The sequence below is a fragment of the Pseudomonas sp. MYb2 genome (assembly GCF_002979955.1).
Classification (GTDB): Bacteria; Pseudomonadota; Gammaproteobacteria; order Pseudomonadales; family Pseudomonadaceae; genus Aquipseudomonas.
Genome location: NZ_PCQC01000006.1, coordinates 396,533 through 418,483, shown reverse-complemented (window position 1 = coordinate 418,483; position 21,951 = coordinate 396,533). Strand labels below are relative to the sequence as shown.

Below are 21,951 nucleotides of genomic sequence, written 5' to 3'. Positions count from 1 at the left end.
GCGGACTCATTGCGGTACGACACGCAGAAAAAAGCCCGCGAGAGAGGCGGGCTTCAGTGGGCAGTCTTCAGAGGCAGTCGGACTTGCCTATCTGAAACTCAACTATCGGTGAGCTGGTTGAATCCTTGTACAGAAGGTTTATGGAAAGACCCGTTTTTACGAACTGTCCTAAACCTTTTTCATTGCAGAATGCAGAGACTGCAAGCGCTTTAGCGTCCTTGGTGAACTCATCGGTATCGATTTCGTCCTTCGCTACTTTTGTGAGTGTGTAAGACATACGCATGACCTCATCGCTGTAGGTCACCGAGTCGACGCGAGTCGAATCATCAGATGCTTTTCCGGACTGAACACTCATGATGAGCGCGAGACCTTTGAGCTGTCGTTCCCGCTCCTGCACTTTCTCTTCCGGAACGGTTTTCGCATGCCATACCTGTACCAAGATAAAGAGCAAAGTCATTGCCGAGAAAAATATGATTATTCCGCGATTCTGTTTCAACTGAGATTACCGTAGCAAAAGGCCATTACTTATTTGACCATGCCGCTAGGAGCATCTCAAGCTTGCGGAGCTGCCGGTTACGTTTCCGGCGCCGAGTTCCACGGCCGTGTTCAATTCGCCAGCGCTCGATAACAACCGATTCTGGGATTTGATGCAGGTGGGCGGTTATAGGCCGCAGTTTCGTCCGCATCGGGGTGTGATCGGAACACCAGGGCGCTACCCCTGCTTGGTTCCCGCCGCGTTTGTAGTATTGGCCGTCTCGCTCATACCGGCTCAGGACATTCACGGGTCTTTGCGATCCTAGCGCTGCAGCCCACTTGGGCACGCTCCGATCACACCCCGATGCGCTCTCATAGAGAGGATCGGGCAGTTAACGACAGGCTGTCGTGGCGCTGGTTGTTCAGTCGAGGTTGCGGATGGCGATGCTGCAATTCAGCAAAACCGAAGGCACCGAAACACATCCGATTATCGAACTGCTCACGACATCCATATCTACCCTCATCCCGTGGTTCGCATACTCCCGGAGCGCTTTGTTTAAGGCGGCGGCGAGTCGCTGCAGAGTTTGCTCTGCGTCCTTCAGGTCGTTGTTTCCCATATCCGTCTCCGGTTGATTTCCCGTCTGGCCTTGTCGCCAAGGCCAGCCAGTGAAATCTGTTTTTGAACTATGGCAAAAATTGCCCTGGTTCGATTTCCATCCCATGCTCGGCGCCGCGGTTTCCCCACCTGGCCGGCGTCACACATTTCGTGTTCGGTGTTATTCGCCGGCTGGCTTGCATGGTTTGGCGTCCTCCCATATGGGGAGTCCGGCAGGTTCCAGAGCCTGCATGGAGATCGAAGTTTGTGTTTCGCGCTATGCCCGTTTCCGGGGATCGATCCGCGAAGATTCCAAATTGTGAAAGAGCGGTGGGTCTGTTGAGCCCCTTCGCAGTGGCTGTGTGTCGCTGCGATGGTTCAAATTACCGTGCGGTAATATTCTATGTCAATACCGCATGGTAATAAAATTTGGCGAGCGCGAAAAAAGCCCGCTCAGTGGCGGGCCATGGGTCAGGTCGGGGAGGGCAGAAACAAGAAGCCCGGCGCTGGGCCGGGCTTGGTATTAACGGGTGCATGAATCTATATGGGGGGCTCAGCCGGCATCGGATAAATACAGCTGCCTGATCACACCCTCTTTTATGCTGGCCTTACCCCGCACTTCAAGCTTTTCACCAGATGCAAAATGTTGAATATAAACATTTGCACTCGACTCAAAAGCAGGGTCAGTGATTTTGGCGTTGACACGGCTCGTTCCATCGTCATCCGCTTCAGGCTCGCCATCCTGTCCGAGAAGCCTGACCTTCGCTGTTCCTCGCTCTCTATCCATTTCCGTGATGATGACCACAAAGGATTTAAGGCCTGTGAGCTCCGCGTCATCGTCATCCGCAAGGATCGCGTCTTTGGTTGCCTGATCAATAGATATAGGCTGCGCTCCCGATTCCGGACTCGGGATGATGTCAATGCTGCGGCACGTCTGCCCGACAGGGGATACAGCTTGTTTGAGTGATGATCTCAAACTTTCTGCAAGTTTCTCGATAGTCAGAAGCAACCGGTCCGTAGTCTTATCATTACGTCCAGTTTGTGAATCGAGCTGCTTTTCAAGCAGCTCCCTCAGATGCTTCATTTCTTCGCCCTTGTTGCTATTCCTAGCAACGATATAAGAGACAATAGCGGTAATGATACTGCCGGCTAAGCCGGACATTAGCTGTGACTGCATGACGCTTTGCAGCTCAACAGCTAACTGAAAGCACTTAGCCTTTGGCTCAGTTGCAAAAGCCCTGACTTCAAGTGCTTGCCACTGCTTGGCGTAGGACCCGGTAGCCACAAAATGGCCGACGACGCTGTAGATTCGACCAAATCCTTGCATTGATTCACCCAGAGCCATCATGTCAATGACATGACGATCTGCATCCTTTCCCTCGTAACGAATCAGAAGACTGTCAACGGTGTAAAGGTCGGTGCTTTCGTTCATCGTAGGCTTCCTTTCCAAAAAAATCATCAAAAACTGTATGTATAAACAGTCCTAATGTCGCGCATGTTTGGTTTTTCGATCTCTATGACTTGAGCTAGCCAGCTCATGACAGCGAACGGATGAACCAGGCGATAACCCGATTTATGCATGTTTCCGAATCGAGGTACCCATCCGGGTTTTATCTGCCGCTATAGAAATGGTTCAGCGCTATCAGCTCAACCACAGCCACGAGGGTGCAGAGCACAACGAAGCCAGCACTGAAAACCCGCTTGCGGCCGGATGAGCCTCCCCCCATCCAGCTAAGGTCAGACTCGGCTGACGCCAGCACCAGGAACATCGTCCAAACACAGGCCCATGCCTTGCCCCAGAAGCCAAGACTTCTCCATGTATTCATCCACGTTGTCCATACTCAAATTCAAGGCCCGGGATTGCCGGGCCTTGTTATTAAATGACTGCATGTAGTGCAATCAATCTCTCGGTTTCATTGCTTATATATAAATCGTATTCAACAACTTCAATAGAGATTATTTTGCTCTCATCAGGATTTGATATCTTGTGATGCTGTATGTCAGAGCAAAATACTCTCAAAAGGCCATTGTGGTTTTTAACCTTCATTAAAATTCCACTTTCGTCTCTTCTTATGATTGAGCCGGTAAGCAGGAATGATCTTGTTTTTATGTTCTCTACAACTGATAAGCGCTCGAATGATTTTATTGAATGCTGCACATCTCCATGCCAAAACAAAGCGTGATCGTGAGATGCCCATGCGAACCTAGGGCTAAGGCCTCGCCGGTCAAGCGCTGCAAGCATGTCACGCAATTGGATTGCACAATCCAATCCGATGGTTAAAAAATTTTCAAATAGCTTGTGATATGTATCTGCATTTAGGGTGTTAAGTATTCCTAATATTGCGCACTCAAACGGGCCTAATACAGATGTTTCCCTTTTTGTTTTTTCAAACAAAATGAATTTTTCGTTTTCGTTGTCCTTTCTCTTATAAGAAAAGAGTAAATCCTTATCGAGTGTCTTCCCGCGTCCCTTATTAGGCCCTCTCCCTGTCGATCTAAAATGATCTGCAAGGGAGATTGCTTTGATCAGATCGTCAATCAATATTTGGAATGCGTCATCTATTTCTTTGCTCGATAGCGATAAGCCATCATCTTGAGCAAAAAAAATCTCTAGCGAGTTAGGTACAAGTTCTCTTCTCGCAAGTCGCAACTCATCCTCGAGTGATTCACGCTCGAACTTCCAAGAATTCAAAGACAACTCAACAGCGAAGTCGTCTGGGTCTTCTTTCAGAAGAGCAGTGTCTCGCTCGATAAAGGTATTTACCTGAGCAAGCTGGCGCTCAAGCCAGTCGATTGTGTTTACTTGCTCTTTCATGGTTTTAGCCTCACTGATACCAGGCCCTGCGGGGTGGTGTCGTCTCGCTGCGTACCGAATTTATTCAACCAAAAGGCAATACCGTTGTCGTCACTCGAGCTGACCCCTCGGACGTCCAACTGGTACTGGTTGAGAACATATCTGGGATGCAGGAGAGGGGCGATCAGGAGCCTGTCCTTTGGGGAGAGTCTTCTGGTGGATTCTGCGTCGTACACGATGATCAGATCGACGTCATTAGGGTTCAGCTTCCGACAGAGGAGTGAGCCACCAATCCAGACCTCAAAAACAAGGGCAGTCGCCGACAGTCGGTCTAGGTAGGTAAACAAATTTCTGAGTAACGGAGGCCGTCGCCTGGAATCTGGGAATGCTTCTACGGTTAGCTGGCGTAGCTGGAGCGGGGTAAAGGGATGTACCCCATGACCCAATAGCGGTGGGTAGTCAATTTTTGACGTCATCAGCGGGCACCAGCAGTTCTATAGCCTGCTTCAGTTTAAGCGCCCGGTCCTCCGGCATCTGGAGTATGCGGTTAGCAATCTCATCCGCGATGCGTCGAAGGCCAGGTGCCGCCTTTTCGTAGTTCTGGTCAAGGTAGCGTGGTCGAACAACCACCTCGGCCAAGGGGAAATCATCTTCTGGGCCCGGCGCGCTGCCAAGGTTTGGGTTATCCAAACTGTAGCGTGGTAACTCGAATACTTCCTCGATCTCTCGAGCAAAATCCTCACCTATCGTCTTGGCCCCAGGCTTTGCAGGGTCAGAGAGGCATCTTGAAACAAAGTTCTGCGGCTTGCCGAGCATTTCTGCCAGGCGAGATTGCGCGCCCCGCGCACCCGCACCGAATTGTTTGTCCATCAGCCTTTTCAGGTTGTGCCTGCGCACTTCACGTAATTCCATTCACGGATTCTCTAGTTTCATTACTTTCTGGTAAATGACCAACTGGTATTGATTTGTTCATTACTGGACGGTAATAATTGACGCATCAACGAGGAGAATCGTGATGCGTACAAAACACCTCCAGCTCCTGGACTGGCTCAAAACCGCCTCTGACGAGGTGGTTGAGCGAACCGGAACCACCCGTGGCTACCTGAAACAGATTGCCTACGGCAACAAGCAAGCATCCGCCGCCATTGCTGCATCTCTCGAGCGCGAGACCTCTGGACTCATGACCAGGAAGCTTTTGCGCCCGGATGACTGGAGCGTCATCTGGCCAGAGCTGGCAGCGGCGGCCTGAATAACTTGAACACCCAAGGAGCCTCACCAATGGCAGACGAACCACGGAAAAACCACAAGCACGTCAATCAGATCAAGGTCTTGCTCGATGAAGAGTTCGAAGACCTTTTGACCTGCGCGGCACAAATTCACGGCACCAAAAAGGCGGTACTCGCCCGAGAGGTCTTGAAGTCATGGCTGCTTGGTCTTGTTGGCAATTCTATTCGCGACGACCGAGCTGCCTGAAGTGAAACCGTAGGGACCCAGCAGGGACTCGATAGGGACCGGAGGGCATATGCCAGAAGAACAGAAAGGCATGGAGCTTGATGAGTTGCTTGATCCGGATGAGTTGCGATTGCTGGAGGCTGAGGCCGCAAAGCGGGGGATGACCTCGGTTGAGTTGGCAAAGCTCGGGATTCAGCAGGAGCTCACGCGAAGGACCAGGCCTAAGGCCATGAGCGGGACGATTCAAGCGTTTCGGAAGCGGTAATAGAGCCCAAACGACGGGCACAAAAAAGCCGGGATTGCGGCCCGGCTGATTCGATGTAACTGACGGAGCCAATATGACAAACATCATTCACATTGACAAGTCCAGGGGGTTCACCCGAATGGACAACACCCTAATGGAGTCGTTGGCCACGGTAGACCTTCCAGCGCGCGATCTGCGCGTCTTGATGGCCATAGCCCGTCAGACCATCGGGTACCAGGTCGAGACCAAGCGTCTCACTGCTGACGAGATCGGCAAGCTCACCAATATGCGTCGCGATGTCACGTCGAAATCAATCAGCCACTTGCTCGAGCGCCGGATCATTTACCGGGTGGGCGGCAGCCGTGGCGATATCGGCATTTCTCCAGCCTCGGAATGGCTTTTCTACGAAGAAAAAACAGACCGTCTCACTGAGACCAAATCGTCTCACTCAGCTCAAATCGTCTCACTGAGATCTGATTCGAGTGAGACCAAATCGGCAACTTGCCTTCTCTATACAAAGAAAGAACCCCTATTAACTCTTCCTTCGGAAGAGATTAATCCACCCCAAGTTATGGCCCGCCCACCGAAGGCTGACCGCAAGACTCCGTTCGGCATGGCCCAGATGTTGGCTGATAACCCGCATCAGATCCCTGAGCAACTGCTCGGCGACTGGCTGGCCCAGCGCAAGGCCAAGCGCGCAGCGGTAACCGCAACCGTCTGGGCGACTGTGAACGCCGAGTTGGGCAAGTGCGCAGAGTCGGGCATCACCGCTGCAACCGCGATCACTGAAGCACTTTCTGCTGGCTGGCAGGGCTTCAAGGCGTCCTGGGTGATCAACCGGATCCGTGATGCGCGGCAGCCATCCGCTGGCGGCCAGTCGATCCACCACGGCTTCACCGACCGCGACTACACCGACGGGCTGATCGCCCGTGAGGATGGCAGCTTTGGTTTCTGAGAACGTTGTTCGGCTGGCGAACATGGCGACCCCGCAAGCCACCTCCGTGGCTGTCTGCGAGGACCATGGCGAGTACCAGGTGACCGAAACCCGGATCATGGGCCATACCTTCCGCACGCCGTGCCCTGAGTGCAAGCGACTGCGAGCCGAGGCGGACAGGGCGCAGGAAGCCGAGCGTCAGCGCCATGAGCTGGCCTGGAAGCTCGGAGACGCCCTGATCCCGAAACGCTTCAAGGATCGCACCTTCGACAGATACACGGCTTCGACCGGTGCCCAGAAGAAGGTTCTCGCCAAATGCCGACAGTACGTCGAAGAGTTCGAGCCAAACCTGGAAGCAGGGCGCTGCGTGATTCTGGTTGGCAACCCGGGTGCTGGTAAAACCCACCTCGGAATCGCAATCGCCCAGGCCATTATGGCCTCCAGCACGCACACCGCTGCCTACCGCACTCTCGGCGCCATCCTCCACGCCATCCGCGCCACCTTCGACGGGGTATCAGGCCAGACGGAAGGCAGCATCCTCGACGCGCTGATCAAGCCGACGCTTCTGGTGCTGGACGAGGTCGGCGCGAGCAAGGAAGCCCCGAGCGAGTTCGAACTGAGTCGCCTGTTCTCGATCATCAACGGTCGCTACGAGAAGATGCTCCCGACCATCGTGATTTCCAACCTCGGCGTGAAAGAACTGCCGGCGGCCATGGGCGAGCGATCCGCTGACCGGTTGCGCGAGGGCGGCGTGATTGTCCTGCCGTTCACATGGGAGTCGCAGCGCGGCAAGGAGGGGTTCTGATGACCATTCAATTCTTGATCGAACCTGATTGGGATGCTGAGAAAAAGGAATTCGAAATAGAGGCTTCAAGGTCTGGTTTGAGCCTTGAGAAGCTCGGTGGTGGTTTCTACGTATCCCGCGAAACCCAGCATGCCTGGACTGAAAGGGTTGTATGTGCAGCCATTGCATGCAACTCCAACGTCGAGACGCAGCCATGACCGACAAGATCAGCGTCAACAGCGCGGCAAGGCTCTCCGAGGCCATCACCAAGCTCAGTGCGATGTACCGCGACAAAAAGTTCGTCGTAGTCTCGCTGCGCCCTGGTAAGGACCGCACGCTCGAACAGAATCGGTTGTGGTTCGCGATGTACAAACGCATCGCAGAGATGACACAGATCGGCGACGAGGCTGACGCCCGCCGGTACTGCAAGTTGCACGTCGGCGTGCAGATCCTGCTGAACGAGGATGCTGGGTTTCAAGCGGAGTGGTACCGCGTCATGCGCCACCTCCCGTACGAGACGAAGCTGGCCATGATGGGCGGCTGCAAACTCTTCGGCCCGGACGGGTTCCCGGTGACCAGCCTGTTCAATCGCGCTCAGGGCGTGGCGTACACCGACCGCATCGTCGCGCGGTTCGCACAGCAGGGCGTGTACTTCGATGATCTGCTGAGCCAGGAGGCTGCATGACGATCGCAAGGAAGCAGCTCAAACCGAAGAAATGCCGAGTCGCTACTTGCAGGGCCTCATTCGTCCCATCGCGGATGGGGCAGGCGGTTTGCAGCCCGGCATGCGCGTTGATCGATGCACCGAAGAATCAGGACAAGGCCCGGAAGGCAATTGCCCAGCGCGACCGCCGCGAGATCAAGGTCCGCAAAGAAAAGCTGAAGAGCAGGGCGGAGCACATGCGCGAAGCACAAGCAGCTTTCAACGAGTGGATCCGCCTGCGCGATGCTGATCGCCCTTGCGTGAGCTGCGGTCGCCACCATGAAGGCCAATACCACGCAGGGCACTACCGATCCGTAGGAGCGAACCCTGAGTTGCGATTCGAGCCGCTCAATGTCTGGAAGCAGTGCGCCCCATGCAACACGCACTTGTCAGGCAATTTGGTGAATTACCGAATCTCACTCCTACAGGGAATCGGCGCCGAAAAAGTCGAATGGCTCGAAGGGCCTCATGAGCCCCGCAAGTACACCGTCGAAGAAATCAAAACCATCAAGGCTGAATACCGGGCCAAGACCCGAGAACTGAAAAAGGGGCAGGCAGCATGAAATTGATCAACGCACGTCAAGCGTGGACAGACGCACAGCATGAGTCGAATGCCTCAATCAGTGCAGCAGCGGCTGACCGGGCAAAATCCGCGACTGTCGTCCGGAACGAAAAGGCCGCGCTTCGAGAAATCATCTTCGCCGCCCAGGGCGAGGACAAGGAAGAGCGCATCATGGCTGTTCGCCAGAAGATCCACATCGCCGAGACGCGCCGCACGCCAATAGGTTGGTCGACACATCGAGCTGCCCATCTGGTGACCATGGGGAAAGTGCAGAAGGCGATCGAGTCGTTGCCGTTCCAGGTGCAGCAGTTAGGGCACTACCTCTACCACCCGTGCATGACCGTTGTTCACATGCTCAACGCCGAGAAGCTGATCTGGTCGGATACTGACTTCAGTGCGCTCACTGATGCCAAGGCGGCGAAGGTGCACTGCCTGATCACCTGCGCATTGCAGTCCTACAGAGCCGAGGCGAGCGGCGGTGATGCGTGGGGACCTGCTCGAGTGTCTGACGCCATGATGAAGCTGTACGGGATCGCTATCCAGCCCAAGCACTGGGATCGTGACTGGCTAGAAATCTGGATTTTCCTGCGAAAGGCTATCGAGGAAGTGGATATTCAGGCTCAAGAGCCAGTGTGGCAGGTTATTCACGCAGAAAAATCAGAGGATGCAGCATAAAGGTGTTGCAATGGTGGGGAATTTGATGTACTTTTCCCACGCTGCGCAACTTACATCCAGCGCACGACAACTTCGAAACCCGGCCACGGCGCCGGGTTTTTTGCTCTTGAAATTCATCGCGCTAACCATATATACGGTGCCATCACCTAACTATGGATGGTCAAGATGCGACACCTCAGAAGCCGCCTCATCAGGATTCTTAAAGATCCTCACACTACCTTTTTGCCGGACGAAGAAGCGGCGTTTTTAGCTCGTGTACAGCTTTCGAACGGAAGCAAATACGATGACTTCCATGAGCGCATGGCCGAGCAAGGGTTTTCTCAGACCATCAAAAGTATAAGCGGGGAAACGAAGCAGCTTCCCGATGCAACGTATTTCATATCTGGCCTACCAGATAAAACCCGTGCTGAAGTTGTATTCGATCGGGCCAAGAAAGCCGTTGAAAAGCACAAGAAGCTATCGGACCAGATGAATATCCAAGAACACATCATTGTGGTTAAGGCTTCGGACGCCTGGTTCGATCTTGAAGATTATGAAGAAAAACCAGATTGAGACAGTCAAGTCGAAGATACCCGGCCAAGTGCCGGGTTTTTTATTGCCTTGAATTTACCTGTAGCCAGGGCAGCCTTCTGGAAGGCCTGGACGTCGATAGCCGGACAGTGCGACGTACGGAAACAACACCGGCAGCCCAGCACTCTGACCTCACATGCTTGCAGAGTGGCGCGAGACTGGATCAGCGAGATCGATGCAAAGGGGCGTCGACGTTGAGAAAGCTTTTGGCCGACAGCTCGGAAAGACGAGCGCACCTATTCAGGGCCTCTGCATTCGCAGGGGCTTTTTCGTTTGAGGAGCAGGAAAATGTCCGAGGCAGAGAAGCAGGCGGTTCGGTGTGTAGTTGACGCAGTGGTCGGTGGCGATGTCGATCGACTGAAATCAGCTCTGGCTCGGCTTTCCGACTTACCGGGCTACGAGTTCTCCATGGTTACTGGGCAACTGATGAACACCGACCAGCATGAAAAGTTTTCGCTGTTCGTGATCGGCTACGAAAGCCCGTTCTACTACCGTGACGGACATGTGTTCGGAGCTGTGTACACGCCATCCGAATTCATGTGCAAAAAAGCCAGTCCATCTGGCGAAGGCCTGCCGTTCGAACATGTTCGCGACGCAGTCCTGAAGGCTCGCGGCGAACACGATGAGAAGGTGCTCAAGAAGGCGCTAGGCCTGAAGGCTGCTCTCGAAGAAATGGAAGACTTGCTGAAGCGGCACTCGTTCGCGGATTCAAAGCTGACCAGCCTCGCGCATGTTGAATTGCACAAAGGGCAGGCGCTGCTCTTGGCTGCGCTCAACCCAGTAAACGCTCAATAATTTCGGCCCGCGATTGAGGCCTTTCGTTTTCGGCTCCCCACACCCATTGCTCCGAGCTGGGAGTGCAGCGGACGCCGGACTTATCAATCTCCCCAAGGGGGAGGCAACCCGGATGCCAAACATGCCTGACAAGCCAGACACATGGGCCAAGCTCTGGCTGGCGTTGAGCAATCCGCTTATGGCGGGCGTCATCATGGCCATCACCGTTTGCTTGCTTCGCGTCATCTACGACGGAAAAGAAACCAGCCTGCGCCGGATTATTTTCGAGGCGCTCATCTGCGGATCGCTGAGCCTGGTCGCGTCCAGCGTTATTGAGTGGATGGCCTGGCCTTCAAGCCTCTCGATCGCTGCCGGTGGCACGATCGGCTTCCTTGGCGTGACAGCCATACGCGAACTGGTGACCCGATTCCTCGGTCGCAAGGCGGATGCCGCATGAAGGCCTTCGCTGCAGCAATCATCATCGCCCTGGTCGCCGTCCTGCTCGTCGGGATTCAGCAGTACCGGGTAATCGCTCTGCGCGGCGAGATGAAGATCGAGACCAAGAGCAAGGATGACGCTCTCGCCGCCAACCTCGAAAGCCAGGCCACGATCACCACGCTGCGCGCCGAAGCCCAGCGCAACGCCGACTACCAGAAAGACCTGAACAAACGGTTACAGGCCAGTCAGGCCAAAGCCAGAAAGGCGGAGAAGAACTTTGAAGAACTCAAACGCAACAGCAAGCCTGTTCGTGATTGGGCTGCTCAGCCTCTGCCTGACGGCCTGCGCGGGAAAGCCGGCAGTGGTAACAAAGACAGCGGCGGTAAGAGTCGAGCCCCCTGAGCTGGTGCCTTGCGAGCGAGTAGCTGATGAAGACCTCGCGGACAACGGCCAGCTGTGGGAGCTGAAGAACCAAGCCATCAACCTGCTCGACACCTGCGCAGACCAGGTGGACGCGCAGATCAAGCGCAGTCAGAGCAAGTAGGTCGCGACACGTTTCGCGAGAGTGCAAATTGTGTCGCGACACCGGTGTGCCGCAGGTTGGTGCGGCACGGATGAATCACTTCACTTTCAACGCCTCTTGGATCTGGTCGGCATACTTGCTCAGGCTGCTCATCTCATAATCGAGCGCGGCTCCATTGGTGGGAGAATTCGAGACCTTGGACTGGATCAGGGTAAGTGCAGCTGCTACTGCAGCCTCACGTTTTGCCTCGGCAGAGCCCTCGCTCATCCCGGAATGCCTGCGCAGATTTTTGAAGTTTTCGGACATGTTGCTTTCCTTGCTGTGAGTTGAATCCCACCAATACCGGCATCCAGCCATCATTACAAGTGCAAGGTGAGCCATGAACAGGCCAATGCCGCCGGAGTCGCTGCTCGACCTGTCTGAGCTGTCCGGCTTCGGTATCCGCCTGATCCCTGCTCCTGAGGTGTGGGAGTGGCTTCAAGCCGAGATCCTCGCTGACACCGGAAGCATCCACAACGAAGACCACGCCCATCTGATCGATGCGGACGTGAGAGTTATGTGGGCGTCTGCTGCCTTCACGAAGAAAGGGCGCACTGTGGTCGGACAGGCCGAGCAGGTGGCGTTCCGCGCCGGTGACTGGCAGAAGGCCCGGATGGAACAGCAGATGCTGGATTGGTTCGGCGACGTGCCGGCCTACATCATCACCCTGGCTGCCGATTACTGCGCCCAATGCTCTGACGCTGACTTCTGCGCACTGGTCGAACATGAGCTGTATCACATCGCTCAAGCGACCGATCAGTACGGCGCACCCAAGTTCACCCAAGAAGGATTGCCCAAGCTTGAGATGCGCGGACACGACGTAGAAGAGTTCGTCGGTGTGGTGCGTCGCTATGGGGCGAGCCCTCAAGTGCAAGAGCTGGTGGACGCTGCAAACAATCCTGCTGAGGTAGGGAAAATGAATATTGCGAGGGCCTGCGGAACCTGTCTGCTCAAGTCGGCCTGATTCTAGACAGGCCCTAGACGGATAAATAATTTATGGCAGCCCTGAAAAATGAGGTGAAGAGCTTCATCGTTCAGGCTTTGGCATGCTTTGACACACCGTCTCAGGTGGCCGAGGCCGTCAAGAACGAATTCGGTGTGGTTCTGACACGCCAACAAGTAGAAAGCCACGACCCGACCAAGGCATGCAGCAAGGGGCTGGCGGTGAAGTGGCAAACCCTATTCAGCGACACCCGCCAGCGCTTCCGCGAGGAGACGGCAGAGATCCCGATCGCCAACCGAGCGTTCCGACTGCGCGCCATGAACCGGTTCGTCGAGCGGGCCGAGACGATGAAGAACATCGGCCTCGCAATGCAGATCCTCGAGCAGGCGGCCAAGGAAGTCGGCGACGTCTACGTCAACCGGCAGAAGAAGACTGACACCGAAGACGAACCCTCGGTGCCGACCTCGGTGCAGGTTCAAGTGATCAATGCGAGGAAGCCGGATGCCGAGCCTGAATGTTCCGCAGGCTGACTTCCTCCAGCTTCCGCATAAATTCCGTGGCTTTGTTGCCGGGTTCGGCTCGGGCAAGACTTGGGTCGGCTGCGCGGCGCTGTGCAAGCATGTGTGGGAATGGCCTGGCATCAACTCTGGCTACTTCGCGCCGACTTACCCGCAGATCCGCGACATCTTCTTTCCGACCATTGAGGAAGTGGCTTACGACTGGGGCCTGAAGGTAAAAACAAAAGAGAGCGACAAAGAGGTCGACTTCTACAGTGGCCGACAGTATCGCAGCACGACGATCTGCCGCTCGATGGAGAAGCCGCAGACCATCGTCGGTTTCAAGATCGGTCACGCGCTGGTGGATGAGCTGGATGTTCTGCCGTCACTGAAGGCGGAGCATGCTTGGCGCAAGATCATTGCCCGTATGCGGTACAACGTGCCAGGGCTGAAGAACGGCGTCGACGTGACCACAACCCCTGAGGGGTTCAAGTTCGTTTTCCAGCAGTTCGTGAAACAAATTCGCGAGAAGCCTTCGCTGAAAGGCATGTACGGCTTGGTGCAGGCCAGCACGTTTGACAATGAGTTGAACCTGCCGCCCGACTACATCTCCTCGCTGATGGAGTCGTACCCACCGCAGTTGATCCTGGCCTACCTCAACGGTCAGTTCGTGAACTTGAACGCCGGCTCCATCTATCACGCATACGACCGGAAGCTGAATAGCTGCTTCGACGCGGTAGAGCCCGGCGAGCCGCTGTTCATCGGCATGGACTTCAACGTCGGCAAGATGGCGGCGATCACGCACGTCAAGCGCGCAGACGACAAGCCTCGGGCGGTCGACGAGCTGATCGATGGCTTCGACACGCCCGACATGATTCGCCGTATCAAGGAGCGCTACTGGCGCTACAACGGCAAGGACTACGAGAAAACCTGCGAGATCCGTATCTATCCGGACGCTTCGGGTGGATCTCGCAAGTCGGTGAATGCCAGCGAAACGGACATTGCCATCCTGCGCCAAGCGGGATTCAGCGTCATCGCGCCAGATGCAAACCCGCCGGTGAAAGACCGCATCAACGCCATGAACGCGATGTTCTGCAACGCCAATGGTGAACGTCGGTACCTGGTCAACCCGCTGCGCTGCCCAACATATGCGGACGGCCTGGAACAACAGGTATGGGCGCCGAATGGCGAGCCAGACAAGAAGTCAGGCGTCGACCACGCGAACGACGCAGGCGGCTACTTCATTCACCACGACTACCCAATCATCAGGCCCGTCACTCACATTCCTGTCACATTCAGCTTCTGAGGCCATCCATGGCGAATTTCAGCACTCCCCGGGCAGAGTACGCACAAGCCCTGCCTGGCTGGCAGTTGGTGAAACGCTGCGTAGCCGGTGCGCGAGAGGTGCGCAAGCACGACGAATACCTGCCGATGCCAGATCCGGAAAACAAATCACCGGAGAATCTGGCTCGGTACAAGCAGTACAAGAAGCGGGCGATGTTCCTCAACATCACCGGGCGCACTCGCACGGGCTTGATGGGTGCGGTGTTTCGCAAGACTGCCGAACTATCGCTGCCGACCGCGGTTGATTATCTAAATGAGAACTCCAGCGGCGACGGCACCAGCCTTGAGCAGTTGTCGAAGGAGTCGGTTGGCGAGTGCCTGGACAGCGGGCGAGGCGGCTTTCTGGTCGACTTCCCGACCGTGGCCACTGAAAGCGGCGTCAGCTCGATGGCTGATCTTGCTACCAAGCGCGCCCTGATCCATCACTACGACGCCCTGTCGATTATCGACTGGGATGAGCAGGTGATCGATGGCGTGAAACGCCTGGTGTACGTGAACCTGCGGGAATGCGTTTCTGAGTTCAACGCTACCGATCTGTCCCGCGAGACATGCACACAGAACCGAGTCCTGCTGCTGGTCGATGGGAAATACGTACAGCGGGTCTACAAGGAAGGCGAAGCAAGCGTCGAGGAGGCGCAGCCTACTGACAAGGCTGGCCAGCCCTTCGATCACATCCCGTTCAGCTTCTACGGCGCCCAGAACAACGACGCCAGTATCGACAAGTCGCCTCTGGAAGACCTGGCCGACGTCAACATCCTGCACTACGGCAACAGCGCCACGGTGGAGGAGAGTGGCTTCATCAGTAGCCAGCCGACGCTGTTCATCACCACCAGCATCGAAGCCGACGAGTTCGCGAAGCTAAACCCGAACGGTATGCACATTGGCTCGCGCCGGGGCCACAACCTCGGGAAGTCCGGATCCGCAGTCATGCTGCAGGCCACCGAAACCCAGCTCGCCCGAACCCTGATGAAGGACAAGGAAGAGCAGATGCTGATGATCGGCGCCCGTGTCGTCCAGAAGGGCAGCGGCGCCGAGACGGCAGAGGCAGTTCGAATCCGGTACAGCTCAGACAACAGTGTGCTGGGCACCATTGCTGGCAACGTATCCGAGGCCCTGAAGCGAGCCATCCTCGACGCCGAGCGCTTCATGATGGATGCGCCGGACGAGAAAGGCACGGTGTTCTGGCTCAATCAGTCGTTCTTCGACGAGACGATGACCGCGCAAGACATCCTCGCCCAGGTGCAGCTGTGGCAGCAGGGCTTCATTGCGAAGTCGGATGTCCGGGTGAACCTGCGTCAGGGCGGTCTGCTTGAAGCGGATCGCACTGACGAGAAAATCGACGAAGAGCTGGCCAGCGCGCCACCTGTAGGCGGAAACGATGAGCAATGAAGGCTTTCTTGAGGACGCCGCCACGCGTCACCAGATTTACGTCCAGCGATACGCTGGCGGAAACCTGAAGCGCGTCGCGTCGTTCATCAGCAAAGCCATCAAGACGGCAAAGCAGCGCGTGTCGGACGGCCTGAGCGCTTACGGTACGCGTCGGTACAACACTCAGATCGAAACGCTTCAGGGCGACTTGCGGGGCATCTACGACGATCTTAAAGGGCGCGCTCAGCTAGACCTCGGCGAGTTCGCCACCTACGAGGCCCAGTTCAACGCGACGATGCTGGGCAAGGTTGTCCGTGCGGTGGTTCAGCTCAATGCGCCATCAGCCGAGATTATCTCCGCCGCAGCTCTGGCTGATCCGCTGCAGCTCGAAGCGCGCAAGGGCATTCAGCGCATCAGCATCAGCGGCGCACTCGACCAGTTCGGAACCAAGAAGGCCGCCGAGATCATTGGCGAGATCCAGATCGGTTCCAGCCTGGGCGAGACCAGCCAGCAGATCAGCCGACGCCTGACTGGTATTCACCAGTTGCAGCAGGACCAGGCCGGCGCATTGGTTCGGACCATGACCAACCACATCGCCAGCACAGCGCGAGTGGAAACGCTAAAGGCGAACGACGACATCCTCGCAGGAATGCGCAGGGTGGCGACCTTGGACTCGAAGACCACGCTCTTCTGCATGAGCGTCGACCAGACGGTGATCCCGCTAGATGGACCGAAGCCTCCGTATCACTGGGGCTGCCGCACCACGCTGATTCCGGTGCTGAAGGACGAGTTTGCCCGCGAAATCAAAGGCTCGACGCGGCCCTCAATCGGCCCTGACGGGGTGGCGCTTGTGTCGAGCAAGACGAGCTATCAGGAATGGCTGGCTCGTCAGCCAGCGGCCTTTCAGCGCGATATTCTCGGGCCGAACCGGTATGCGCTCTTTAGCAAAGGTGAGCTAACTCTGGATAAGTTCATCGACGACAACGGCAAGACGCTGACCCTCAGGGAGTTGCGAGAGCGAGAGCCGATGGCTTTTGCCGCAGCGAGTATGTAGTGTCGAGAGCACTGTCCAGATGGGTGCGATCTAATGTCGAGCAAAGGAATGACTAAAAAGAACCTCAATGATCTTGAGGGTTGGGGGCTGATATGGGCTCTAGCGGTTTATGCTGGAGAAAAGGAAATCATTCCAGTCGGGACAACTCAGTTTGGGTACCTAACCGGCGAGATGGTCGTGGTGAAAAAGGGGAAGAACGGTGAGCGTGATCAGCGTTCGCATGGTGTGCATATCTATACGCCAGAGGATCACAAACGACTCCTTTCGAAATTTGACCTAGAGCCACTGGAGACAGATGACGGGATGTTCCACTACACCGTTGATAACGTTGGCGTAGTTGAAGGCGATCACAAAAGCGAGGTGAAAGCGAGAGCGATCATTGCTAATCGTGTGCGTTGTATAGAAGTCGACTTCCCAAGCTAACTGAAAAGATTAATCAAAGCCGCCCTCGAGGCGGTTTTTTTATGCCCGCAGGCAGGGCCTGCACTACGTCTCTGGGAGACAGCAATGACCTTGAAATTCCAACTGGACAGCCTCGAAGGCGTCGACGAATCCATCCAGGCCCTGTACGTCGAGAAAGACGGCAAGTTCGTCCTTGGCATCGAAGGGCTGCCACAGCCGGAAGATGTTTCCGGCCTGAAATCCAAAGTCCAAGAGCTGCTGGACGAGAAGAAGGCAGAGGCCGAAAAACGTAAAGCCGCCGAGGACCAGGCACGCCTGGATCGTGAAGAGGCGCTACGCAAGTCCGGAAATGTCGAAGAGCTCGAAAAGTCCTGGTCCGAGAAGTACGCGCGCCGCGAAGCTGAGCTGAGCAGCCAACTTGAAAGCACGAACGCCACCCTGCAAGGCCAGATCCGGGATCTGACCGTGGGTCGTACTGCTACCGAGATCGCGACCACTCTGGCCATTCCGGGCAGCTCCAAGGCATTGCTTCCCCACATCGAACGCCGACTCAGCGTTGAGCAACGCGACGGCAAACCAACCGTCGTCGTGCTGGACGCGGCCGGCAAGCTCTCGGCGGCAACGCTGGACGAGCTGAAAGCAGAATTCACTAACGATCCGGCCTTTGGTCCGCTGATCGCTGGCAGCAAGGCATCGGGCGGCGGGGCCGGCGGTGCTGGGAAAGGCGGCGGGGCCGCAAAAGGAAACATCGGCGGCACCAAAGAGGAACGACAGGCCGCAATCGCGAGCCGGTTCCCAGACCTCCCTCAGAAATAAGGAAAATCACTCATGTCCCTGTCGCAAATGCAGGTCTTCAACGAATACGTAATGCCGGCGACCATCGAGACGCTGGATCAGATGCTGGTCGCGTTCAACGCAGCCAGCCGTGGCGCCATCCTGCTGTCGCCTGACGGTTTCACTGGCGACTTCCTCCAGGAGTCGTTCTTCCAGACCCTGGCTGCCGCCCAGCGCCGCGTCGATCGCTATGCCGCCAACGGCGCCGCACCGATCACCGACCTGACCGAGCTGAAAAACTCCTCGGTAAAAGTGGCTGGCGGCTTCGGCCCGATCCGGTACGAGCCTTCGCAGATGACCTGGCTGGAGCGCCCAACCGCGCAGGGCATCGAAGTGGCATCGCGTGCGTTCGCCGAGATCCTGCTGAAGGATCAGTTGAACACCGCAATCGCTGCACTGGTCGCCGCAATCACCGCTCAGGCGGCAGCCGTGAACGACGTGTCTGCAACTGCCGGCATCAGCCAGGCTGCACTGAACAACGCTCACGCGAAGTTCGGCGATGCGAGCCAGTCGCTGGTCACCCAGATCATGCAGGGCACCACCTACCACAAGTTGGTCGGTCAGGCGCTCACCAACAGCGAGCAGCTGTTCCAAGCGGGCAACGTCCGCGTAGTGGACATCCTCGGCAAGATCTCGGTGGTCACTGACGCGCCGGCGCTGATGCAGACCGGTACGCCGAACAAGGAAATCGTTCTGTCCCTGGTTCAGGGCGCAGCGATGGTGCACGACGGCCGCGACATCATCAGCAACGTTCAGACCACCAACGGCAAAGAGCGCATCGAAACTACGCTCCAAACCGATTACACCTTTGGCCTGGGCCTCAAGGGTTACACCTGGGACACCACCGCCGGCGGCAAGTCTCCGACCGACGCCGAACTGGCGACCGGCACCAACTGGGACAAGACCGCCACCAGCATCAAGCACACCGCCGGTGTGGCTCTGATCGGTGACGCCTCCAAGTAACCCTGACTGCTGAGCCGGGCTGCGTGCCCGGTTCCGCGAGGACATGATCATGAGCAACAAAATCTGGTATCTGCCCGGCCCGTTCCACCAGTATCGGGAAAACGTGAAAGAGCTGGCTAAGGAATACGGTTTGCGCATCGTCGACGCGAACGTCACCGAAGACCGCGAGGGTGAAGCTGTTGATGTGCCTGAAGTGACACTGCGACAGGCAGCTCCGGTGCCGGTCCTGGTGATCGACGGCCAAGGAGGTGTTGATGGCGCAGCGTTGCAGGAGCTGATCGACAAGTTGAATGCAGAGCGCGACAGCGTCGTGCTGTTGATCGAAGCGGCCGAGGGTCTCGCTCCACTGGAACATCCTGGCGCCGGCGAACTGCCGATTCGGCTGTTCGATGCATTGACCTCTATTCACGAAGGCATCGCTTCACTGAAGAGCAAGCGCGATGAACTGCTGGGTGAAGTTGAATCGCTCCGCGCAGAAGTCGTGCGGCTGACTCCTGCACCGCAGAGCAACGGCTCAGCTCTCGATGATCTTACCGTCGTGCAGATCAAGGAACAGCTCGACGCCAAGGGTGTTGGCTACAAGGTCAACGACTCGAAGCCTGAGCTGCTCGCTCTGCTGAAGGCCCACCAGTAATACCCGGGGCTTCGGCCCCACTCATTCAAGCGGAGGCCTGATGGCTACCTACATCACCGTGGCGGACGTTGACGCCGAGCTCGGGCCTTCATGGGCGCCAGATGACAAGAAAGCCCGAGCCGTGTTGCAGGCGAATGCCTACATGACCTCGCTGAACCTGGTCGGCATCGACATGACCGCGATTCCCGATGAGGTGAAGCAGGCTGGCGCCGAGCTGGCGGTTGTCGCCTCTGAAGGCAAGCTGTACCAGCAACAGACCGAGGGATCGCTCGAGGCCAAGACTGTGAAGGCCGGGTCGGTGACCACCAGCAAGACGTTCGCCTCGATCGACACCAGCAAATCCACCGCGCTGCCCGATGGCGTCCAGCTCGCGCTGGGGCTGCTCGCGCCATGGCGTGTCAGCGGCTTCAGCTTCAATGTTTACAGGTGACCCATGGGCCTGCGTGAAGAGATCCAGGCGGATCTGGCCGAGGCCTTCGACACTGATCTGGCGGACGCCGTGAAGCCATTCAGTGGCGGCGTGACACTGCCGGGAACGTGGGATCCGGTCACCGAGGTGGCGGGCGACCCTGTTGTCATTGCTTACACCGGCCGAGGTGTGTTCGACGCCTTCAAGATCGCCCAAGTTGATGGTGTGAACATCCGCGCCACCGACCAACTGCTGATCGCGCTGACCAACGAAACCATCGGCGGGGTGCCGGACATCGGCCACAAGATCAACGATTTCGACGTGGTTAACGTCCAGGCCGACCCGGCAGGCGCCCATTACGAGATCCAGCTGAGGAAGGTCTGATGACGAACAAGGCGGGCTGGAGCCATAGCCTCACGGACTTCGCCGATCAGGCTGGCGAGGACATCACTCAGATGGCGCGCGTCATCGCGACCGCCATGCTCACGGAGGTGGTGAATCGCTCCCCGGTCGGGAACCCTGACCTGTGGCAGGGCAACGTGGCGCTGCGCACGAAGAACGTGGCGCTGGCAGATGCTTATGATGCGAACGTCGACGCACGTAACACGGCGCGCACCGGTGGCCGGGCCTTCAAGAAGCTGACCAAGCGCGAGCGCGAAGAGAACTACTTCGTCAAAGCGCAGGCAGTGGGGAAGGGCTATATCGGCGGCACGTTCCGAGGTAGTCACTTGGTATCGATCGGCGCGCCCGACATGACCGTGACCGACAACATCGACCCGTCCGGCCGGGAGACGATCAGCAAGGGCAGCATGCTCATCAAGGCATCAGGCCAGTTTCCCGTCATCTACATCCAAACGAACAGCCCCTACGGCGAGATGCTGGAACTGGGGCATTCCACGCAGGCGCCCGGCGGGGTTTATGACCTCGCGTTCATCGGCGTATCCGAGGCCTACAAATGACCTTCGAGCAGATCAGGGCGCTCATCACCGCACGCATGGTCGCCTTCACTGGCATTGACCAGGCGCGGATCGATTACCCGAACCAGCCGGAAGTGTTTACGCCCCCGGCGACCGGTCTCTGGTGCCGGCTGAATATTCAATACGCCTCGGCCTTCATGGCTGGCATGGCCGACCGACCCCATACACGCAAGCCCGGTCAGATCAGCATTCAGTGCTTCGCGCGCGAGCGCACTGGCACCAAAGCCATCAACGAACTGGCCGACGCGCTTGAAGCGCACTTCGCCTACTGGATGTCCGGCGACCTTGAGTGCATGGAAGCCAGTCAAGTGGTGGCTGGCGAGTTCGAAGGCTTCTATCAGGTCAACGTCAATATCAGGTTCCGCGCCGGTTAAAGCAATCTGCAGTAGTGGCGTAGGACGAACCATTTGTTCGATACGCCTAGTTTCTTTATCGCGTCAGCATGATTCAAATACTTGTCGAGCTCATCCTCTTTGTCTGCCGGCCAATCTGCGAAGTTGTGAACGATGATGGCTGAGGTCTGTTGAACCTCCTTGCCAAAGCCTGCCCTTGTGTAATAGTCCATCGGCCCTTCCGAGATCAGTTCGAGCTTATTCCTAAACTGATTTCTCCAGTGCGCTTCGTGGCTTTTACACTCTTGCAGAATTAGCGGATCTTTCATGCGTTCCTTCGCAGATTTGTATTCCTCGACCAGCCTAGCCGCCGTCAGCCAGCCAAGTCTGTCGGAAGGAGGGGGAGAGCCAGGGCGGCTCTGCCCACTTAGCGCAGCAAAGGAGCGCTCAAGGGTAAGTACCGCATAAGCTAGCAAACGCTCATTCTCTCTAGCGCTCGCTGTCCTTTTTATCGTCCAGACTGCTGCGATAGCTGATCCTGCGCCGGCGAATGCTGCAATTGCCTCCGCGCTTGGGAGATGACTACCGATTGCATGAAGCACAAATGTCCATTCCATTGCCGATGAAGCCCTT

At 56.7% G+C, this 21,951-nt stretch carries 35 protein-coding genes; 27 read left to right on the top strand and 8 right to left on the bottom strand.

Going from position 1 to position 21,951, the window contains the following annotated elements; all coding sequences use genetic code 11:
* Positions 1–67 precede the first annotated feature (67 nt).
* The 6 genes from CQ009_RS13355 to CQ009_RS30210 form a co-directional block, all read right to left on the bottom strand.
* Positions 68–496 carry a hypothetical protein gene (locus CQ009_RS13355; RefSeq protein WP_256585420.1) on the bottom strand — a complete coding sequence of 143 codons (429 nt, stop codon included), beginning with the start codon at positions 494–496 and terminating at the stop codon, positions 68–70.
* 400 nt (positions 497–896) lie between these two features.
* Positions 897–1,091, bottom strand: coding sequence for a hypothetical protein (locus tag CQ009_RS13350; RefSeq protein WP_105706789.1), 195 nt, complete (start codon positions 1,089–1,091; stop codon positions 897–899).
* Between the two features lie 531 nt (positions 1,092–1,622).
* The gene (locus CQ009_RS13345; RefSeq protein WP_105706787.1) at positions 1,623–2,501 is read right to left on the bottom strand and encodes a hypothetical protein; all 879 of its coding nucleotides are present in this window, start codon (positions 2,499–2,501) and stop codon (positions 1,623–1,625) included.
* Between the two features lie 444 nt (positions 2,502–2,945).
* Positions 2,946–3,884 (bottom strand): hypothetical protein, encoded by a 939-nt coding sequence (locus tag CQ009_RS13335; RefSeq protein WP_105706783.1) that lies wholly within the window; start codon positions 3,882–3,884, stop codon positions 2,946–2,948.
* A complete protein-coding gene (locus CQ009_RS30395; protein WP_371920142.1) occupies positions 3,881–4,339 on the bottom strand; it encodes a hypothetical protein in 459 nt (152 codons plus the stop codon). Before CQ009_RS30395 ends, CQ009_RS13335 begins: the two co-directional genes overlap by 4 nt.
* Positions 4,323–4,775 (bottom strand): hypothetical protein, encoded by a 453-nt coding sequence (locus tag CQ009_RS30210; protein ID WP_256585419.1) that lies wholly within the window; start codon positions 4,773–4,775, stop codon positions 4,323–4,325. Before CQ009_RS30210 ends, CQ009_RS30395 begins: the two co-directional genes overlap by 17 nt.
* Positions 4,776–4,878: 103 nt before the next feature.
* Here CQ009_RS30210 and CQ009_RS13320 point away from each other — a divergent pair, with 103 nt between their 5' ends.
* The 14 genes from CQ009_RS13320 (at position 4,879) to CQ009_RS30135 (ending at position 11,543) form a co-directional block, all read left to right on the top strand.
* Positions 4,879–5,112 carry a YdaS family helix-turn-helix protein gene (locus CQ009_RS13320; RefSeq protein ID WP_105706779.1) on the top strand — a complete coding sequence of 78 codons (234 nt, stop codon included), beginning with the start codon at positions 4,879–4,881 and terminating at the stop codon, positions 5,110–5,112.
* A gap of 29 nt (positions 5,113–5,141) precedes the next feature.
* Entirely contained in the window at positions 5,142–5,336 is a 195-nt protein-coding gene (locus CQ009_RS13315) for a hypothetical protein (protein ID WP_105706777.1), read from the top strand.
* A 49-nt stretch (positions 5,337–5,385) separates the two neighbouring features.
* Positions 5,386–5,580 (top strand): hypothetical protein, encoded by a 195-nt coding sequence (locus CQ009_RS13310; RefSeq protein WP_105706775.1) that lies wholly within the window; start codon positions 5,386–5,388, stop codon positions 5,578–5,580.
* A 73-nt stretch (positions 5,581–5,653) separates the two neighbouring features.
* Positions 5,654–6,514 carry a replication protein gene (locus CQ009_RS13305; RefSeq protein WP_105706772.1) on the top strand — a complete coding sequence of 287 codons (861 nt, stop codon included), beginning with the start codon at positions 5,654–5,656 and terminating at the stop codon, positions 6,512–6,514.
* Entirely contained in the window at positions 6,504–7,298 is a 795-nt protein-coding gene (locus CQ009_RS13300; protein ID WP_105706769.1) for an ATP-binding protein, read from the top strand. The genes CQ009_RS13305 and CQ009_RS13300 overlap by 11 nt, the downstream gene beginning before the upstream one ends.
* Complete coding sequence (locus CQ009_RS13295) at positions 7,298–7,495, top strand: hypothetical protein (protein ID WP_105706766.1); 198 nt, start codon at positions 7,298–7,300, stop codon at positions 7,493–7,495. The genes CQ009_RS13300 and CQ009_RS13295 overlap by 1 nt, the downstream gene beginning before the upstream one ends.
* Complete coding sequence (locus CQ009_RS13290) at positions 7,492–7,962, top strand: hypothetical protein (RefSeq protein WP_105706762.1); 471 nt, start codon at positions 7,492–7,494, stop codon at positions 7,960–7,962. Before CQ009_RS13295 ends, CQ009_RS13290 begins: the two co-directional genes overlap by 4 nt.
* Positions 7,959–8,543 (top strand): recombination protein NinG, encoded by a 585-nt coding sequence (locus CQ009_RS13285; protein ID WP_105706758.1) that lies wholly within the window; start codon positions 7,959–7,961, stop codon positions 8,541–8,543. Before CQ009_RS13290 ends, CQ009_RS13285 begins: the two co-directional genes overlap by 4 nt.
* Positions 8,540–9,217 carry a hypothetical protein gene (locus tag CQ009_RS13280; protein WP_105706754.1) on the top strand — a complete coding sequence of 226 codons (678 nt, stop codon included), beginning with the start codon at positions 8,540–8,542 and terminating at the stop codon, positions 9,215–9,217. The genes CQ009_RS13285 and CQ009_RS13280 overlap by 4 nt, the downstream gene beginning before the upstream one ends.
* Before the next feature lie 165 nt (positions 9,218–9,382).
* Positions 9,383–9,769: a hypothetical protein gene (locus CQ009_RS13275; protein WP_105706750.1), complete on the top strand. Its 387-nt coding sequence runs from the start codon at positions 9,383–9,385 to the stop codon at positions 9,767–9,769.
* Between the two features lie 306 nt (positions 9,770–10,075).
* The gene (locus CQ009_RS13270; protein ID WP_105706748.1) at positions 10,076–10,582 is read left to right on the top strand and encodes a hypothetical protein; all 507 of its coding nucleotides are present in this window, start codon (positions 10,076–10,078) and stop codon (positions 10,580–10,582) included.
* Positions 10,583–10,694: 112 nt separating this feature from the next.
* Positions 10,695–11,018: a phage holin, lambda family gene (locus CQ009_RS13265; RefSeq protein ID WP_105706745.1), complete on the top strand. Its 324-nt coding sequence runs from the start codon at positions 10,695–10,697 to the stop codon at positions 11,016–11,018.
* Complete coding sequence (locus CQ009_RS13260; RefSeq protein ID WP_105706741.1) at positions 11,015–11,401, top strand: hypothetical protein; 387 nt, start codon at positions 11,015–11,017, stop codon at positions 11,399–11,401. Before CQ009_RS13265 ends, CQ009_RS13260 begins: the two co-directional genes overlap by 4 nt.
* Positions 11,361–11,543: a hypothetical protein gene (locus CQ009_RS30135; RefSeq protein WP_047297581.1), complete on the top strand. Its 183-nt coding sequence runs from the start codon at positions 11,361–11,363 to the stop codon at positions 11,541–11,543. Before CQ009_RS13260 ends, CQ009_RS30135 begins: the two co-directional genes overlap by 41 nt.
* A 75-nt stretch (positions 11,544–11,618) precedes the next feature.
* Here the strand turns inward: CQ009_RS30135 and CQ009_RS13250 are convergent, their stop codons facing one another.
* Positions 11,619–11,828 (bottom strand): hypothetical protein, encoded by a 210-nt coding sequence (locus tag CQ009_RS13250; RefSeq protein WP_105706737.1) that lies wholly within the window; start codon positions 11,826–11,828, stop codon positions 11,619–11,621.
* Positions 11,829–11,901: 73 nt separating this feature from the next.
* On the opposite strand from CQ009_RS13250, the gene CQ009_RS13245 reads away from it, so the two are divergent.
* From CQ009_RS13245 to CQ009_RS13185, 13 genes are all read left to right on the top strand, one after another.
* Complete coding sequence (locus CQ009_RS13245; protein WP_105706735.1) at positions 11,902–12,525, top strand: putative metallopeptidase; 624 nt, start codon at positions 11,902–11,904, stop codon at positions 12,523–12,525.
* Between the two features lie 32 nt (positions 12,526–12,557).
* Positions 12,558–13,034 (top strand): DUF2280 domain-containing protein, encoded by a 477-nt coding sequence (locus CQ009_RS13240; RefSeq protein ID WP_105706733.1) that lies wholly within the window; start codon positions 12,558–12,560, stop codon positions 13,032–13,034.
* The gene (locus tag CQ009_RS13235) at positions 13,006–14,307 is read left to right on the top strand and encodes a terminase large subunit domain-containing protein (RefSeq protein ID WP_105706731.1); all 1,302 of its coding nucleotides are present in this window, start codon (positions 13,006–13,008) and stop codon (positions 14,305–14,307) included. Before CQ009_RS13240 ends, CQ009_RS13235 begins: the two co-directional genes overlap by 29 nt.
* 8 nt (positions 14,308–14,315) lie before the next feature.
* Positions 14,316–15,734, top strand: coding sequence for a DUF4055 domain-containing protein (locus tag CQ009_RS13230; protein ID WP_105706729.1), 1,419 nt, complete (start codon positions 14,316–14,318; stop codon positions 15,732–15,734).
* Positions 15,724–16,767: a phage head morphogenesis protein gene (locus tag CQ009_RS13225; RefSeq protein ID WP_105706727.1), complete on the top strand. Its 1,044-nt coding sequence runs from the start codon at positions 15,724–15,726 to the stop codon at positions 16,765–16,767. The genes CQ009_RS13230 and CQ009_RS13225 overlap by 11 nt, the downstream gene beginning before the upstream one ends.
* 48 nt (positions 16,768–16,815) lie before the next feature.
* On the top strand, positions 16,816–17,190 hold the full coding sequence (locus tag CQ009_RS13220; protein WP_105706725.1) for a hypothetical protein: 375 nt from the start codon (positions 16,816–16,818) through the stop codon (positions 17,188–17,190).
* A gap of 84 nt (positions 17,191–17,274) precedes the next feature.
* Positions 17,275–17,985: a hypothetical protein gene (locus CQ009_RS13215; protein WP_105706723.1), complete on the top strand. Its 711-nt coding sequence runs from the start codon at positions 17,275–17,277 to the stop codon at positions 17,983–17,985.
* A gap of 12 nt (positions 17,986–17,997) precedes the next feature.
* Positions 17,998–18,966, top strand: coding sequence for a major capsid protein (locus tag CQ009_RS13210; RefSeq protein ID WP_047297589.1), 969 nt, complete (start codon positions 17,998–18,000; stop codon positions 18,964–18,966).
* A 49-nt stretch (positions 18,967–19,015) separates the two neighbouring features.
* Entirely contained in the window at positions 19,016–19,600 is a 585-nt protein-coding gene (locus CQ009_RS13205) for a hypothetical protein (protein WP_105706720.1), read from the top strand.
* A gap of 40 nt (positions 19,601–19,640) precedes the next feature.
* Positions 19,641–20,030, top strand: coding sequence for a protein singed (locus CQ009_RS13200; RefSeq protein WP_105706718.1), 390 nt, complete (start codon positions 19,641–19,643; stop codon positions 20,028–20,030).
* 3 nt (positions 20,031–20,033) lie between these two features.
* Positions 20,034–20,393 (top strand): hypothetical protein, encoded by a 360-nt coding sequence (locus CQ009_RS13195; RefSeq protein ID WP_105706716.1) that lies wholly within the window; start codon positions 20,034–20,036, stop codon positions 20,391–20,393.
* A complete protein-coding gene (locus tag CQ009_RS13190; RefSeq protein WP_105706713.1) occupies positions 20,393–20,968 on the top strand; it encodes a hypothetical protein in 576 nt (191 codons plus the stop codon). Before CQ009_RS13195 ends, CQ009_RS13190 begins: the two co-directional genes overlap by 1 nt.
* Positions 20,965–21,360 carry a phage tail terminator-like protein gene (locus tag CQ009_RS13185; RefSeq protein WP_105706711.1) on the top strand — a complete coding sequence of 132 codons (396 nt, stop codon included), beginning with the start codon at positions 20,965–20,967 and terminating at the stop codon, positions 21,358–21,360. The genes CQ009_RS13190 and CQ009_RS13185 overlap by 4 nt, the downstream gene beginning before the upstream one ends.
* On the opposite strand, the gene CQ009_RS13180 is transcribed toward CQ009_RS13185, so the two are convergent.
* Positions 21,357–21,935 carry a hypothetical protein gene (locus CQ009_RS13180; protein WP_146117538.1) on the bottom strand — a complete coding sequence of 193 codons (579 nt, stop codon included), beginning with the start codon at positions 21,933–21,935 and terminating at the stop codon, positions 21,357–21,359. The two genes, CQ009_RS13185 and CQ009_RS13180, sit on opposite strands and share 4 nt — an antisense overlap.
* Positions 21,936–21,951: the final 16 nt, after the last annotated feature.